The sequence below is a fragment of the Flavobacterium sp. CG_9.1 genome (assembly GCF_015751645.1).
In the GTDB taxonomy this organism is placed as follows: Bacteria; Bacteroidota; Bacteroidia; order Flavobacteriales; family Flavobacteriaceae; genus Flavobacterium; species Flavobacterium xanthum.
Genome location: NZ_JADOVC010000023.1, coordinates 29,952 through 43,706 on the forward strand (window position 1 = coordinate 29,952; position 13,755 = coordinate 43,706).

Below are 13,755 nucleotides of genomic sequence, written 5' to 3' on the forward strand. Positions count from 1 at the left end.
TTTAGTTTAGTTTTTGTGCAAAAGTAAAAGTATAGTTTGGAAGCACTTCAGGATGGAAAATTTTAATGTAATCTTTTAAGACTAAGTCTGGTCGGCTTGGAGCTAATTCATAATAAATGGTTCCTCCTGTACTGCCTAACTTACTTTCAAAAGTATATACATTGTTGTTTTTTAAAGCATCGAACTGACTGTAATGTGGATTGCTATTTTTAAATTCAGCACTATTTTTAAAAGAACCTGTTGCGATCCAATAATTTGCCGTTTTTGCCTTATCCAGTATTTTTTCAAAAGATAAACCAAGACTTCCGGTTCCTTCAACATCTGCCCACAAATAATTAGATTTGGCATCTTTCATAAATTGGGCTACCCAGCTGTTTCCTTTTGCCACATACCATTGATCCTGATACATAGATCCGTATAAAACGGTGGCTGTTGGTTTTTGGCTTGCAACTAATGCTAAAGCGTCATTGTAATTTTTAACGATTGTTTCAAAAAGTATTTTAGCTTCTTTTTCTTTTCTAAACAAAGCACCGTAAAGCTTTATCCATTCGGCTTTGCCTAGTGGCGTTTGCTCCATCCAATCTGCTTGAATAAGCACTTTAAGACCACTTTTTTGTAAATTATCAATCATTGGATTGTTGTTGTCAACTCCATAAGCTATTATTAAATCAGGCGCCAAGTCAATGAGTTGTTCCGTGTTTAATTTTTCGTTTTGTCCTATGTTTTTTACAGCGCCAGCATCAATTAGTTTGCGGGTTTTTTCAGATGAAACGTAGTCCGTATGAGGAAATCCCACTAATAATTTTTCAACTCGTAACATTTCCAAAAAAGGAATATTTGTGGTTGAGGTAACAACAATCGACTGCAAAGGAACTTGAATTATAGTATATTTTTTTAGACTATCAGGAACGCTACCGTTTTTTTCTTTCAATACATAAGTGAAGTTTTTATTGGCTTCAGGCCAAGGATTTGAAACCTTTACAATGGAATAGCCTGCATATTTAAAAACAGCTAAACTTTTAGCGTAAAGTATCGTATTTCCAGTAACATCAGAAATCTTATTGGTTGATTGTTCGCTTTTTTTACATCCGATTAGCAGTAAAAGCAAAACAAGAAAAGAAAATTTAATACAATTTAGGTTCATAATTTTTTTACGAATTTAAAGGCAAATATAAATTATAAATTTTTCATAATCAGTGACAAATTTTTTAAATTATTTGGTAGCGTAGGATCCGACCCAAAACATAAAACACGATTTTTACCAATAGTTACATTCATACGGTTATATTTGTATTTAGATTCTTGTCTGTTTTGTTTAAAATAAAAACCGATAGAAGCTAACTAAAAGAATGTAGTTTTCGCTGATTTTGTAAAATGATTGTTTATCACGTTCTCCTCATTTTTATTGAAAAACTATTTTACATTAACACCAGGATTTAAATACTTTTAAGATGATTAAAATTTGCTCTTTCTTACCCGCAGCCACTTCTATGATTTACGACATGGGATTAGAAAATCAATTGGTTGGTGTTACTTTTGAATGCCATTCTGACAAACCGAAAGTGGTACGTTCCTACCTTGAAGGAACTCATCACTCAAGTAATGAAATCGACCAGATTGTATCTCAATCTAAAGCGCAAGGTAAAAGTTTATACTACATAGACGACGCTTTGTTAGAATCTCTATCTCCCGATATTATTTTTACTCAAGATGTATGTGATGTTTGCCAGATAGATACGAGTCATGTGGCTCGTTCCGTTTATAAATTATCCAAAGAGCCAGAATTGATTCCGCTTATTCCAAGAAATTTAGACGATATTTATCAAAATGTAATTACTATTGCCAAAGCTTTTAATAAAGAAGAACGCGCCTACGAATTATTAGCAAAACTCAAAAAAAGAATTGATTTTATTCTGGATACGCTCCGTAAAAATAACGCTCCGCTTAAACGAGTGATGGTTTTGGAATGGCTCGATCCCATATACAACTGTGGACATTGGATCCCATACCAAATCGCACAAGCTGGCGGTGTAGACATGCTTGGGAATCCTTCTGGATATTCTATTGTTACCGCATGGGAACGAATATTGTTATATAATCCTGAAGTATTGGTGGTTGCACCTTGTGGCTTCGATATAAGTCGATCCAGTCAGGAATTAGAGGCATTGACAAAATTAGAAGGTTGGGATACCCTAAAGGCAGTTCAGAATAATGCAGTTTTTCTGGCTGATGCCGATTTATTTACGGAACCCAGTACAACTGTTGTAGACGGAATTGAGTTACTTGCCGCATTGTTTCATCCCGATTTATTTGAAATCCCAATGAAATTAGAACATAAATACCTTTCTTTTCATACTAATGAGAAAGTAAAATAATGTCTAATTCCCATCTTACTACTATTCAAGAAAAAAAATGTTCTGCTTGCGGAACTCCTTTTAATTGCGGAGATACTGCGGACGGAAATAAATGCTGGTGCAACAATTTCCCGCCTATTTTTAAACCCTCTAAAGTGATAGACTGTCTTTGCTCCTCTTGCTTTACAACGGTTTGCTCAACTAAAATTAAGGAATATGTTGCAACGGTTACTGCTGAAACAGCGCTAAATAGCATAGCTAAAGATTTACCTAAAACCAAGCAACTCATAGAAGGAATTGACTATTATATCGAGAATGGAAATTATGTTTTCAAGGCTTGGTTTCATTTAAAAAGAGGATATTGCTGCACGAATGGATGCCGACATTGTCCTTATAAAACGCAACAATTACAATGATACATTTAATTACTGGAGGAGAACGCTCAGGCAAAAGTAGTTATGCCGAGAATTTAGCAAAAGAATTATCAGATAAACCCATGTATGTGGCGACTGCCAGAAAATGGGATGCTGAATTCCAAAAGAGAATTGACCGCCATCAAAGCGATCGAGACGAAAGCTGGATTAACATAGAAAAAGAAAAGCATTTAAGCGAAATTGATTTCATGGCTAAAGTGGCCGTTGTGGATTGTGTTACACTCTGGTTGACTAATTTTTTTGTTGATACTAAAAACAACGTTCCTTTATGCTTGGAACAAGCGAAAGCCGAAATTGATGCAATTGCCAATCAAGAGAATGCGATAATAATCATTGTTACCAATGAAATTGGAATGGGACTTCATGCTGATACTGCAATTGGAAGAAAATTTACAGCGCTTCAAGGTTGGATGAATCAATACATTGCTCAGAAAGCCGATACCGTCGTATTAATGGTTTCCGGAATTCCAGTGAAAATCAAAAGCTAACGCATGACTAATTTAGATGATATTTTAAAATCCCGTCGGGACACACGTCATTTTACCCAGGATGTCGTACCTGATGAAGTTCTTGAAAAAGCACTTCAAGCGGGACATTGGGCGCCTTCTGTTGGGCTGACTGATGCTACTAAATATTATACTATCAAATCAGCGGTGCTGAAAAAAGCCATCAAGAATTTATTCTTGGACTATGATGAAAAAGCAATTGCCTTGACAGATAATCAGCAGCAAAAACGAGACTACAAGGCGCTGAAACTAGAAGCAATTGAGGAAGCGCCTCTGGGATTAGTCATTTGTTACGATCGTTCTGTTTTGGATAATTTTACTATTGGTACCGTTGGGAGTTCTGAAGCGATCAAGTTCAGTTCCGTTTGTGCGGCACAAAACATTTGGCTTTCCTTAACAGAGCAAGGATATTCAATGGGATGGGTTTCTATTTTAAATTATTATCAGTTTAAGCAATTGTTAGGATTGCCTGAAAACATAGAGCCATTGGGTTATTTCTGCGTAGGCAAACCAGCAACCGATTATGATAAGCAGCCCATGTTGCAGCAACTTAATTGGAAACAAAAACAAGAAAATCCAGTGGTAGAGGAAATTACCGTTTTTCATCAAAGTAGGGTTAAAACTACCACTTTTAAGGTTAAAAATGAAGTTGAGAGTGCTCTTTTTGCAAAAGCATTACAACACAAAATCGATCAAAAAACCAAGCCAACAGGTTCCTTAGGAGTCTTAGAACTACTTGCTAAACAAATTGGTATAGTGTTTCAAAAGTTGGAACCAAAAATAGTGCAACCACATATTGTTGTCTTTGCTGCTGATCACGGAATTGCAAATCATTGCGTAAGTGCCTATCCACAGGATGTTACTAGGCAGATGGTTACTAACTTTCTCGATGGTGGTGCAGCAATAAACGTGTTTTGCAAGCAACATTCCATCCAACTTTTAATTATAGATGCAGGCGTGAATTACGATTTTCCTACGAATACGAATTTGATTTCGGCCAAAATAGGGAAAGGAACGCAATCTTTTTTATACAGCGCTGCGATGAGCAGAACCGAATTGCAATTGTGTTATAGCAAAGGAAGCAAAATTGTTGCTAGCATCGCAAAAACAGGCAGTAATTGTATTGGTTTTGGTGAAATGGGAATTGGGAATACCGCAACTGCTTCGGTATTAATGAGTATTATTTTAGCATTGCCTATTGAAGATTGCGTAGGTAGAGGCACTGGTATTGATGACGAAAAACTCATTCAAAAAATCAATATTCTCAATAGATGTCTTGATAATTATGAAGGTGCAGCTGATTTAGATAGTAAGTTGGCCTACTTCGGAGGGTTTGAAATCATGCAAATGGTAGGCGGAATGCTTCAAGCGAAAGAGCAAAGTATGCTTATTCTTGTGGACGGTTTTATAGGTAGTGTAGCTTTTTTAATTGCCTTCAAAAAGAACCCTTTCATTCTTAAAAATGCTATTTTTTGTCATTCTTCTGCGGAGCAAGGACATCAAAAAATACTTGATTATCTTGACGTTCGTTCGGTATTACAACTCGATTTACGCTTGGGCGAAGGTACGGGATGCGCAATTGCTTTTCCGATAATTCAGTCTGCTGTGGCATTCTTGAACGATATGGCAAGTTTTGAAAGTGCCGGAGTAAATACCAAGGAAATCTAATTTTAGCGCAACGAATACGATTCAATTGGCTTTGGCCAAAAAATTATAAAAATGAAAAAAGAACTTCATATTTTTTTTACTGCTTTGATGTTTTACACTAGGATTCCCTGTCCTGCAACCATTGATCATAATCCGGATTATCTGAATAAAGCCTCTCGTTATTTCCCCTTAATCGGATGGATTGTAGGCGGAATTGCTTTTGTAGTCTTCTATCTTTTTAATTTTCTAGTAGCCCCTGAGATTGCAATAATCCTTTCAATGATTGCTTCAGTTTTACTAACAGGTGCTTTTCACGAAGATGGTTTTGCGGATGTTTGTGATGGTTTTGGTGGCGGTTGGACCAAAGAAAAAATCCTAATCATCATGAAAGATAGTGCTATCGGTGCGTATGGCGCAATTGGTTTAATATTGTTATTGTTACTCAAATTTCAGGGGCTAACACAGCTAATTGACATAGTTACTAATTCCTATTTATTCCTTTTTTTGCTATTTGTTACTGGCCATTCCCTTAGTAGGTTAGCTGCAATTTCGATAGTTTTCACGCATGAATATTCTCGGGAGGATGCTTCCAGTAAAAGCAAACCCATTGCGCAAAGTTACTCTTGGCGAGAAGTGTTGGGCGCCTTCTTTTTTGGATTACTTCCGCTACTTGTTTTGTCTTGTTTTGAATGGCAATTGCTCTTAGTCATATTGCCAGTTTTTACCGCTCGATTTTTTTTAGCAAGATACTTCCAGAAATGGATTGACGGCTATACCGGCGATTGTTTAGGTGCTACCCAACAAGTTTGTGAAGTCGTTTTTTATATCTCAAGTATTGCAATATGGAAGTTTATTTAGTTCGTCACACAGAAACAGTTTGTGAAAAAGGAATTTGTTATGGGCAATCGGATGTGGAAATATTAGAGCCTTATGACACTGTTTTCCAGTCTGTTTTGAATCAATTGCCAAAAGATGCCAAGTTGTATTCGAGTCCTTTACGCCGTTGCGTTGCTTTGGCTAGGTATATCAAAGATAATTTAGAAATTGATACTATGCATCAAGATTCCCGTCTGTTGGAAATGAATTTTGGAGATTGGGAAATGAAAAATTGGGATGTAATTGAACCTGAGGACCTAAATCCTTGGATGTCTGATTTTGTAAATGTTCGCGTTCCAAATGGCGAATCATTTACAGACTTACACTTGCGCGTAAGTGATTTTGTGCAAAATGAACTTCAAACCATTCACTCCAAACCGATAATCATTGTCGCACATGCTGGAGTAATTCGCAGCTTTTTATGTAAAATCTCGGATTTACCCTTAAAGGATGCTTTTCAGAATAAAGTAGATTTTGGAGCTGTAATTAAAATTGAATTATAAAATTCGCAATTGTTTTGTTTATTAACTTAATATAATTCTATCTTTGCCGCCGTATTGAGGTTGTGGTTTAATTTTTTTTAAATCGCATTAAAAGGGAATCAGGTGATAGATTTCAAGTTTTAGCTGTCAGATTTCAGGGTTTAAATCCTAAATCAACAATCCTAAATCTTAAATCAAAAATCCTGAGCTGTACCCGCAACTGTAAGCTATCAAGCTTGTTGTTATCTACAAAACCATTGTTCGTCGCGGCGAATGAGAAGGTAAACAACAAGACGCAAGCCAGGAGACCTGCCTTTTTTTATTAACGAATATCGAACTTTCGGGAAAAAAGGTTCAGGACATTATGACTTATTTTAAACATTTTTTTTGTTTTTGCCTATTCGCAAGCCAATTCCTGTTGGCTCAAAAGAAGGATACTATTACTCGTTTGAACGAAGTAATTGTATCTGATGTTAAGTTGCGCAAATTTTCCAGTTCACAAACGATTCATCTTTTGAACGACTCTATTTTGTCAAAAAATAGTGCTTTGCTGACCAATCTTCTTAACTACAATACAGTTATTTATTTCAAAGAATACGGACGTGGAATGCTCTCTACGGTTGCTTTTCGCGGTACGACTGCTTCGCAAACGGCTGTGATTTGGAATGGCATTAACATTAATTCTCAAATGAATGGAAGTACCGATTTTAATACCCTTTCGGGAATGGATTACAGCAATATTGCAGTAAAAGGCGGTGGAGGAAGTGTTATTTACGGTAGTGGCGCCATTGGAGGAACTGTGCACTTGAACAATGATTTGAAATTTGATACTTCTTTTTCAAATCAATTGCGATTGGATTATGGTAGTTTTAATACGCAGGGTATTAGTTATAAAAGTCATTTTTCTGATAAAAAATGGTCAGCTCAAATTGGCTTTTCACGAAACTATTCAGATAATGATTATGATTATCCGGGTGCTTTTGATTGGAAAGGCAAGCAACGGTTTAACGAAAATGGAGAATACAAAGTCGTTACACTTAATGCCAACGTGGGATTTAAAATCGATGACCACCAATTATTGAAGTTGTACAGCCAATCATCTAACACCGATAGAAATATTTCTCTGCTTTCGCCATCAGAGTCCAGAACAAAGTACAAGAATGATTTTAGCCGTACCCTTTTAGAGTACAATAATGTACTTGGAGTGTGGGTAGCCAATTTTAAAACGGCATTTATTACTGAAAATTACCAATATTTCCCAGATAATGCAGTGAATCAATTTAGTTACGGCGGCACAAAAATGCTGATGTCCAAAGCAGATGTGAGTTTTCAAGCCAACAAAGCTTTTTTGTTTAATACAATTTTGGAATATAATAAGACAACGGGTGAAGGCTCTGGTTTTGGCTATCATGAGCGGGAAATTACTGGCTTGGCACTTTTAATTAAGCAAGAGGTATCGTCAAAATGGCAAAATGAATTAGGGATTCGCAAAGAGTTTACTACTAACTACAAATCGCCATTACTTTTTTCGCTAGGAAGTGCGCTACAGCTTACAAAAGGATATGAATTGAAAATCAATGCCTCTCACAACTTTAGAATTCCCACCTATAATGATTTGTATTGGGAAGAAGGCGGAAATCCAGATTTAAAACCAGAAAGTTCTTATCAGGCAGAAATAGCTAATGTTTTCAAGTATAAAAATGTTACACTAACCCAAACCGCTTATTTCAATAAAATTAAAGATTTATTGCGTTGGGTGCCTGGAAATAGTGGTATTTGGTCTCCTCAAAATACGGATAGAGTAGCGGCATACGGAGCGGAAACCTTGCTTTCTTGGAAAAGGGAAATGGGAAAAAGTATTGTCGAAGTTAACGGTACGTATGCGTACACGATTTCAAAAAACGAGGCAACCGGAAAGCAATTGTTTTTTGTGCCTTTTCACAAAATAACCAGTGCCGTGGCTCTTTCCTATAAAAAATGGAGTGCTAATTACCAAATGCTTTTTAATGGTTTTGTCTACACGCAGTTAGATAATGATCCTACCGCTGTTGTTCCTTCTTACTTAGTTGGTCATTTAGGTATTGATTATGATATTCCCTTTTTTGCTCATTCTAAAATTGGCGCTCAAGTGCTTAATCTTTGGGGTGAAAAATATGAAAGTCTGGAAAATAGAATTATGCCTGGACGAAATTACAACCTGTATCTAATTTTTAAATTTTAATATAATGAAGTTAACTAGAGTTTTATTTGTAGCGTTATCAATTGCTTTTTTGTCGTCATGTACTAATGATGACAACGAAAATGCTTCCAAGGGGAGTTATGATAATGGAGTGTTTGTTTTGAATGAAGGAAATTCTTCAGGAGGATCTGTTTCTTTTTTAGGTGATGATATGGTTACCTTCAAACAGGATGTATATGGAGCAGAAAATCCAGGCGATGTTCTTGGAAAATACATGCAAAACATCTTTTTTGACGGAGACAAAGCGTATATTATTGCGGGGGGATCTAACGTAATTAATGTCGTGAATCGGTATACATTCAAGTTGATTGCCAAAATTGAAACCGGTTTAATCACCCCAAGATACGGAGTGGCAAGAAATGGTAAAGCTTATGTGACTAATGCAAATACGTATTCTTATGCTAATCCTGCAACAGGAAATACGGATGATTTTGTAGCAGTTATTGATTTAGCAACCAATAAAGTGGAGTCAAAAATAAATTTGAATGCTACAGCAAATCGTATTGTTATGGATGGAGATAAATTGTATATTTCTGAGCCTTACGATAGCGAAAAAGTTTTAGTTGTAAATACGATTACAAAAACGTTAGAAACACCTATTAATGTAGGTTCAAGTGCCAATACTATGGAAGTGAAAAATGGTGTTTTATATGTTTTAGCTTCACCTTATGGGGGCGCAAGTAAAATTATAAAAGTAAAATTATCTGATAAATCCGTAACTGAAGTTTTATTCCCAGTTGCCCTGAAAGGTGCAGGAAATTTAGATATTTATGGCTCTAAAATTTACTTTACGAAAGGTACAGGAGTATATAATATGGATGTAACGGCTACTCAACCTTCAGAAACTCCTATTTTTAAATACACTTCAACTTCTCAATATGGAGTTATGTATGGTTTTGCCGTGGAGAATGATAAAATTTATATTGCTGATGGTGGTGATTTCGCATCAAATGGCAAAGCGTATGTTTATTCATTGACAGGAACACTTCAAAAAGAATTAGCTGTTGGAGTTGGACCAAACGGTTTTTATTTCAATGACTAAGAATTAGTAGTTATTAAATACTAAAGGCGTTTTCTAACATTGAAAACGCCTTTTTTAATATACTATTGAAAATTATTTTAATTCTGAAATAAACGAGATAATCGTAGCTGCAATTTTATCTTGTTCTTTGCCATCAATTAAATAGGCTCTATCAGATAAATTAGAAAGATAGCCCAATTCAACCAATACTGCAGGTGCTACTGATTTTTTTAAGATGAAAAAAGGCGCTTTTCTTACTTCAGATGATTTGATCGTATTGTTTTGAGTGAATTTAGTACGAAGGGCATTTGCAATCAAAATGGATTTTTCGCTAGCCGCAGATTCATTGGCAACATAAAATTCCATTCCTGATTTAGCCACATTAATACTTTGATTGACGTGTAAGGATAAAACTAAGTCTGGTTTGATTGTATTAATAATAGCAGCACGATCGGATAAGGATAGGAAGCTGTCTTCTTTTCTGGTAAGATGAACGACTACATTTTCATCTTTATTTAAGAATTTTATTTTACTGGTAATTTTTTCTACAATTAGCTTTTCGATACCAGAACTTGATGTCGCACCAAAGTCACTGCCACCGTGCCCTGCATCAATAACCACATTGATTTGCTTGGTTGTTTTTGTATCAGGTTTTGCAAATGCAAAAGAAACTAGAGCTGCACAGGCTAAAAATAACGGAATTGATTTTTTCATAGGGTTTTCAGTTTGGGAAGTTATTCCCTATAAACTTACAAAAAAGATATTTATTGTCTCAATTTTTTTATTTTTTAGCGTGTAATAATAAAAATTTAGGTTCAAAAAAGGGCCATCATTAAAAAAGATTGCCACAGATTCAAAGATGGTACTCTTCAAAAATGTGGCAAACTCGTACTGTATTCCAATAATTAATCTTGCAGTTCTATGGTTCTGTAAGATGGAAAATAGTTGTTCTATTATTCCAGAGCTCTCAAAAGTCCTTCTGGAGCTTTCTCAAGATACATTTGGTTTTGTATTCCTAATATGGATTTTGAATCGGTAAAAAAGTCAAATTCTTTACCCGGACTTTGTCTCATCATTCGGGATGCTCCTGTGATTTTTGCAATCGCGGTACTTAATAATGGTTCTGAAGGATCTCCAAGAACGCCTAAAGTACTCAATGTTTCTTTTACTAAAAAATCAGGTTGCAATCCATTGAAATAATCGCCAAAACCAACAGAATTCACAATTTTTAACACAATAGGTTGCATGGCATATCGGTGTTTTGGATTTCTATTTTCGGATCCAAATGTTGGGGAATCATATAACGTAACAGATCCAACATTTTTTCCAACAGTAACATCCCCAATTTGGATTACATTGATGTGTGGTTCAAGCCCGTTGATTACAAGTTCGCTGGCTGATGCGGAACTAGCACTGGTAAGAATGTAAACTTTGGTTAAGTTTAAACTATTAATTGCTGTAGCTCCTATTTTATCTGTAAAGTAATTGTACAAAGCTTCTGGGCTTTCGGCTTCGAAGTAATCATTGATTTTCTTATTCCATTGTTGCTTAGCAAATACTTTTCCGGTGAACTGTCCAGTAATCATACTGGCCAATCGAGTGGCAGTTTGAACAGAACCTCCTCCATTATACCGTAAGTCTAAAACTAGTTCGGTAGCTCCCTGGGATTTTAGAGACGCAAAAGCCTCGTTTAACTGAGTATCAAAATTGGCATAAAAACCATTGTACATTAAATACCCAATTTTATGAGAACCAGAGGTGATTACTTTATTGATTAAAATTGGATTTTCAGTTAATACTGTTTTTGCTAAGTCTACTGATTTGCCATTTCCAACAATAGTAGTTCCGTTGTAATCTGCAAGATTTAGTGTGTAATTTTCATTGGAACCAAATAACAACGATTGGTAATTGCTTAGGGTAAGTGGTGTCCCATTTACGGCTGTAAAGAAATCCCCACGTTTAATGTTTTTAGTAGATGCATCTGAATTGGCAATAATATAACGTACATAACCAAATAGTTCAGTTGAACTTCCTGGTTTGTAACTTAATCCAAAATCGACACCGTTGTTTTTAGTAGTACCTTGAAGACTACCTTCTAGTTCTAAATAATCATCTACAATCCAACTGAATTTATCTATTGATGGACTCACTCTTAATGCTCCAAATAAATCTTCTGGAACGGGGTAGCCACTTAAGAAAGTATTTAATGCGGTTTGGTCAGCAAAACGATCATCTGCTAAATTAGGCACGTCGGCTTGCCATAAATAATATTGATTCATTCCTTTCCATATAAAATCTTGGATTTCTAAACTAGGGGGAGGCGGAATGTCATCGTTGTCTTGGCAACTTTGAAAAGTAAAAGCCGTAATGAACAATAAAAGCGTAAGTTTGAAGTAGGTTCTCATAAATTTGGTTTAATACTATAGTAACGTAAAAATACTAACTTTAGTTTTATTTTAAGTTTAATGTAGCAAAAATAATTTTGAATCGTCTTAATTGTATAACCCGTTTAATATCGAAGTTGTTATGAACCAAAATGAGTTTGTGTTAATGGTGGCTCCATTCAAAGACAAAGTCTTTAGATTAGCAAAGCGCTTGCTAGTCAGTACAGAGGAAGCCGAAGACGCCACGCAGGAAGTTTTGGTGAAATTATGGAGCAAAAATACAGCATTGGCGGGCTATAGTAGCATTGAAGCTTTTGCCATGACGATGACAAAAAATTATTGTTTAGACCAGTTAAAGTCCAAGAGATCAGGAAATCTCAAAATTGTTCATACCAATTATACAGATTCAGCACCCACATTAGATAAAAAACTCGAAGATTGCGATAGTTTGAATTGGGTTGAAAGAAGTATCAGTTTATTGCCAGAACAACAGCGAATCATCATTCAGCTCCGTGATATAGAACAATATGAGTTTGAAGAAATAGCCAAAATGCTTGATATGACCGAGAGTGCAATTAGAGTAGCCCTTTCCAGAGCACGAAAAACGATACGAGAATACATGACAAAAACACATAATTATGGAATTATATAAAGTAGAAAGGGTACTTGAAAAATACTTTGAAGGTGAAACTTCTATTGCGGAAGAGAAAGAATTACAGGATTATTTTGCGACTCAACAGGTTGCGCCACATTTAGAAAAGTATGCCGCATTATTTAATCATTTTGCTGTGGCAAAAGAACAACAGTTTGAACAAGAAATGCCGATGTTTGAAATTCAAAAGGAAGAAAATAGGAATAAAAAACGGAATTTAGGATGGATGTCCATCGCAGCTTCGGTTGTTGTTTTGATGGGAATTGGTACGTATGTTTTCTATCATTCGGAACCGGTAAATAACAGCAAAGATTTAGGAACGTATGATGATCCCGAAGTAGCTTTTAAAGAAACTCAAAAAGCGCTTTCACTATTGTCAAAAAATGTAAATGTTGGCATAGAAAGTGTAAAGTATGTTGAAGAATATCAAATAGCAAAAAATAAAGTATTCCGCAAAACTAAAAATAAATCTAGAGGTATTTAATTGCTTTTAGAAAACAATAATCACGGCGTAAACGCTACAATCAATTAAAATAATGCTAAATAAATTAAAAAAAATGAAATCAATCAATCCCAATTCAAGTTTTTGCACACCAGTAAATCAGATGCTAAAGAAAAGCCGTTTAAGTACAGCTAAAAAGTTTTTAATCACCGTAATGTTAGTTTTTATTGCGAGTCCAATTTTTGCGCAAGCGGCTTTTGATAAATTTGACGGACAAGATGACGTAACTTCTATTATTGTCAACAAAAAAATGTTTGACTTAATGAGTAAAGTAAAAGTTGACGCTTCAGATAAAGAAACCCAACAATATTTAGCGTTGATCAAAAAGCTGGATAATTTAAAAGTATTCACCACAAAAAGTACTCGTGTAGAAGGTGAAATGAAAGTAGTGGCTGAAAAGTATATCAAATCAGCCGGATTAGAAGAGTTAATGCGCGTAAATGAAAATGGCAGAAACATCAAAATATTGGTAAAATCAGGGTCAACAGATTCTCAAATCAGAGAGTTGTTGATGTTTATTGAAGGCGCTAAAAATGAGGATACCGTTTTAATGTCTTTGACTGGTAACTTTGATTTAAATGAAATTTCGATTCTTACTGATAAGATGAGAATTCCTGGAGGTGATGATTTGAAAAAAGCAACTAAAGGTAAAAGATAA

General features: G+C 35.4%; 14 protein-coding genes and 1 riboswitch. Of the genes, 11 read left to right on the top strand and 3 right to left on the bottom strand.

The genetic code is table 11. From position 1 onward, the window contains the following. Nucleotide 1: 1 nt before the first annotated feature. Nucleotides 2-1,144 carry an ABC transporter substrate-binding protein gene (locus IWX83_RS12480; protein ID WP_196830052.1) on the bottom strand — a complete coding sequence of 381 codons (1,143 nt, stop codon included), beginning with the start codon at nt 1,142-1,144 and terminating at the stop codon, nt 2-4. Between the two features lie 307 nt (nt 1,145-1,451). Here IWX83_RS12480 and IWX83_RS12485 point away from each other — a divergent pair, with 307 nt between their 5' ends. The 8 genes from IWX83_RS12485 to IWX83_RS12520 all read left to right on the top strand — a co-directional run bounded on the left by IWX83_RS12485 (nt 1,452) and on the right by IWX83_RS12520 (nt 9,580). Beyond that, nucleotides 1,452-2,375, top strand: coding sequence for an ABC transporter substrate-binding protein (locus IWX83_RS12485; RefSeq protein WP_196830054.1), 924 nt, complete (start codon nt 1,452-1,454; stop codon nt 2,373-2,375). Then, nucleotides 2,375-2,770 carry a DUF5522 domain-containing protein gene (locus IWX83_RS12490; RefSeq protein ID WP_196830056.1) on the top strand — a complete coding sequence of 132 codons (396 nt, stop codon included), beginning with the start codon at nt 2,375-2,377 and terminating at the stop codon, nt 2,768-2,770. The genes IWX83_RS12485 and IWX83_RS12490 overlap by 1 nt, the downstream gene beginning before the upstream one ends. Then, on the top strand, nt 2,767-3,276 hold the full coding sequence (cobU, locus tag IWX83_RS12495; protein ID WP_196830058.1) for a bifunctional adenosylcobinamide kinase/adenosylcobinamide-phosphate guanylyltransferase: 510 nt from the start codon (nt 2,767-2,769) through the stop codon (nt 3,274-3,276). Before IWX83_RS12490 ends, cobU begins: the two co-directional genes overlap by 4 nt. 3 nt (nt 3,277-3,279) lie before the next feature. Then, nucleotides 3,280-4,962: a nicotinate-nucleotide--dimethylbenzimidazole phosphoribosyltransferase gene (gene cobT / locus IWX83_RS12500; RefSeq protein WP_196830060.1), complete on the top strand. Its 1,683-nt coding sequence runs from the start codon at nt 3,280-3,282 to the stop codon at nt 4,960-4,962. Between the two features lie 51 nt (nt 4,963-5,013). Continuing rightward, the gene (locus IWX83_RS12505) at nt 5,014-5,799 is read left to right on the top strand and encodes an adenosylcobinamide-GDP ribazoletransferase (RefSeq protein ID WP_196830062.1); all 786 of its coding nucleotides are present in this window, start codon (nt 5,014-5,016) and stop codon (nt 5,797-5,799) included. After that, nucleotides 5,784-6,320, top strand: coding sequence for an alpha-ribazole phosphatase (gene cobC / locus IWX83_RS12510; RefSeq protein WP_196830064.1), 537 nt, complete (start codon nt 5,784-5,786; stop codon nt 6,318-6,320). The genes IWX83_RS12505 and cobC overlap by 16 nt, the downstream gene beginning before the upstream one ends. A gap of 40 nt (nt 6,321-6,360) precedes the next feature. Then, nucleotides 6,361-6,631, top strand: a riboswitch (cobalamin riboswitch). 86 nt (nt 6,632-6,717) lie between these two features. Next, on the top strand, nt 6,718-8,520 hold the full coding sequence (locus IWX83_RS12515) for a TonB-dependent siderophore receptor (RefSeq protein ID WP_231379992.1): 1,803 nt from the start codon (nt 6,718-6,720) through the stop codon (nt 8,518-8,520). Between the two features lie 4 nt (nt 8,521-8,524). Then, nucleotides 8,525-9,580, top strand: a complete 1,056-nt coding sequence (locus IWX83_RS12520; protein ID WP_196830068.1) for a YncE family protein — start codon at nt 8,525-8,527, stop codon at nt 9,578-9,580. Nucleotides 9,581-9,652: 72 nt separating this feature from the next. Here the strand turns inward: IWX83_RS12520 and IWX83_RS12525 are convergent, their stop codons facing one another. Then, on the bottom strand, nt 9,653-10,273 hold the full coding sequence (locus tag IWX83_RS12525) for an N-acetylmuramoyl-L-alanine amidase (RefSeq protein ID WP_196830070.1): 621 nt from the start codon (nt 10,271-10,273) through the stop codon (nt 9,653-9,655). Nucleotides 10,274-10,512: 239 nt separating this feature from the next. Beyond that, complete coding sequence (locus IWX83_RS12530) at nt 10,513-11,964, bottom strand: S41 family peptidase (protein ID WP_196830072.1); 1,452 nt, start codon at nt 11,962-11,964, stop codon at nt 10,513-10,515. Nucleotides 11,965-12,085: 121 nt separating this feature from the next. Between IWX83_RS12530 and IWX83_RS12535 the strand changes: the two genes are divergently transcribed. The 3 genes from IWX83_RS12535 to IWX83_RS12545 all read left to right on the top strand — a co-directional run bounded on the left by IWX83_RS12535 (nt 12,086) and on the right by IWX83_RS12545 (nt 13,755). Beyond that, the gene (locus IWX83_RS12535; RefSeq protein WP_196830074.1) at nt 12,086-12,595 is read left to right on the top strand and encodes an RNA polymerase sigma factor; all 510 of its coding nucleotides are present in this window, start codon (nt 12,086-12,088) and stop codon (nt 12,593-12,595) included. Further along, nucleotides 12,582-13,079: a hypothetical protein gene (locus IWX83_RS12540; RefSeq protein WP_196830075.1), complete on the top strand. Its 498-nt coding sequence runs from the start codon at nt 12,582-12,584 to the stop codon at nt 13,077-13,079. Before IWX83_RS12535 ends, IWX83_RS12540 begins: the two co-directional genes overlap by 14 nt. A 121-nt stretch (nt 13,080-13,200) precedes the next feature. Then, entirely contained in the window at nt 13,201-13,755 is a 555-nt protein-coding gene (locus tag IWX83_RS12545) for a DUF4252 domain-containing protein (protein ID WP_196830092.1), read from the top strand.

Bases quoted from the DNA above. Each gene is read 5' to 3' on its own strand.
- IWX83_RS12545 (WP_196830092.1), top strand. From the start codon at position 13,201: ATGCTAAAGAAAAGCCGTTTAAGTACAGCTAAAAAGTTTTTAATCACC.
- IWX83_RS12530 (WP_196830072.1), bottom strand. From the start codon at position 11,964: ATGAGAACCTACTTCAAACTTACGCTTTTATTGTTCATTACGGCTTTT.
- IWX83_RS12485 (WP_196830054.1), top strand. From the start codon at position 1,452: ATGATTAAAATTTGCTCTTTCTTACCCGCAGCCACTTCTATGATTTAC.
- IWX83_RS12505 (WP_196830062.1), top strand. From the start codon at position 5,014: ATGAAAAAAGAACTTCATATTTTTTTTACTGCTTTGATGTTTTACACT.
- IWX83_RS12535 (WP_196830074.1), top strand. From the start codon at position 12,086: ATGAACCAAAATGAGTTTGTGTTAATGGTGGCTCCATTCAAAGACAAA.
- cobT (WP_196830060.1), top strand. From the start codon at position 3,280: ATGACTAATTTAGATGATATTTTAAAATCCCGTCGGGACACACGTCAT.
- IWX83_RS12540 (WP_196830075.1), top strand. From the start codon at position 12,582: ATGGAATTATATAAAGTAGAAAGGGTACTTGAAAAATACTTTGAAGGT.
- IWX83_RS12525 (WP_196830070.1), bottom strand. From the start codon at position 10,273: ATGAAAAAATCAATTCCGTTATTTTTAGCCTGTGCAGCTCTAGTTTCT.
- cobU (WP_196830058.1), top strand. From the start codon at position 2,767: ATGATACATTTAATTACTGGAGGAGAACGCTCAGGCAAAAGTAGTTAT.
- IWX83_RS12480 (WP_196830052.1), bottom strand. From the start codon at position 1,144: ATGAACCTAAATTGTATTAAATTTTCTTTTCTTGTTTTGCTTTTACTG.
- IWX83_RS12490 (WP_196830056.1), top strand. From the start codon at position 2,375: ATGTCTAATTCCCATCTTACTACTATTCAAGAAAAAAAATGTTCTGCT.
- cobC (WP_196830064.1), top strand. From the start codon at position 5,784: ATGGAAGTTTATTTAGTTCGTCACACAGAAACAGTTTGTGAAAAAGGA.
- IWX83_RS12520 (WP_196830068.1), top strand. From the start codon at position 8,525: ATGAAGTTAACTAGAGTTTTATTTGTAGCGTTATCAATTGCTTTTTTG.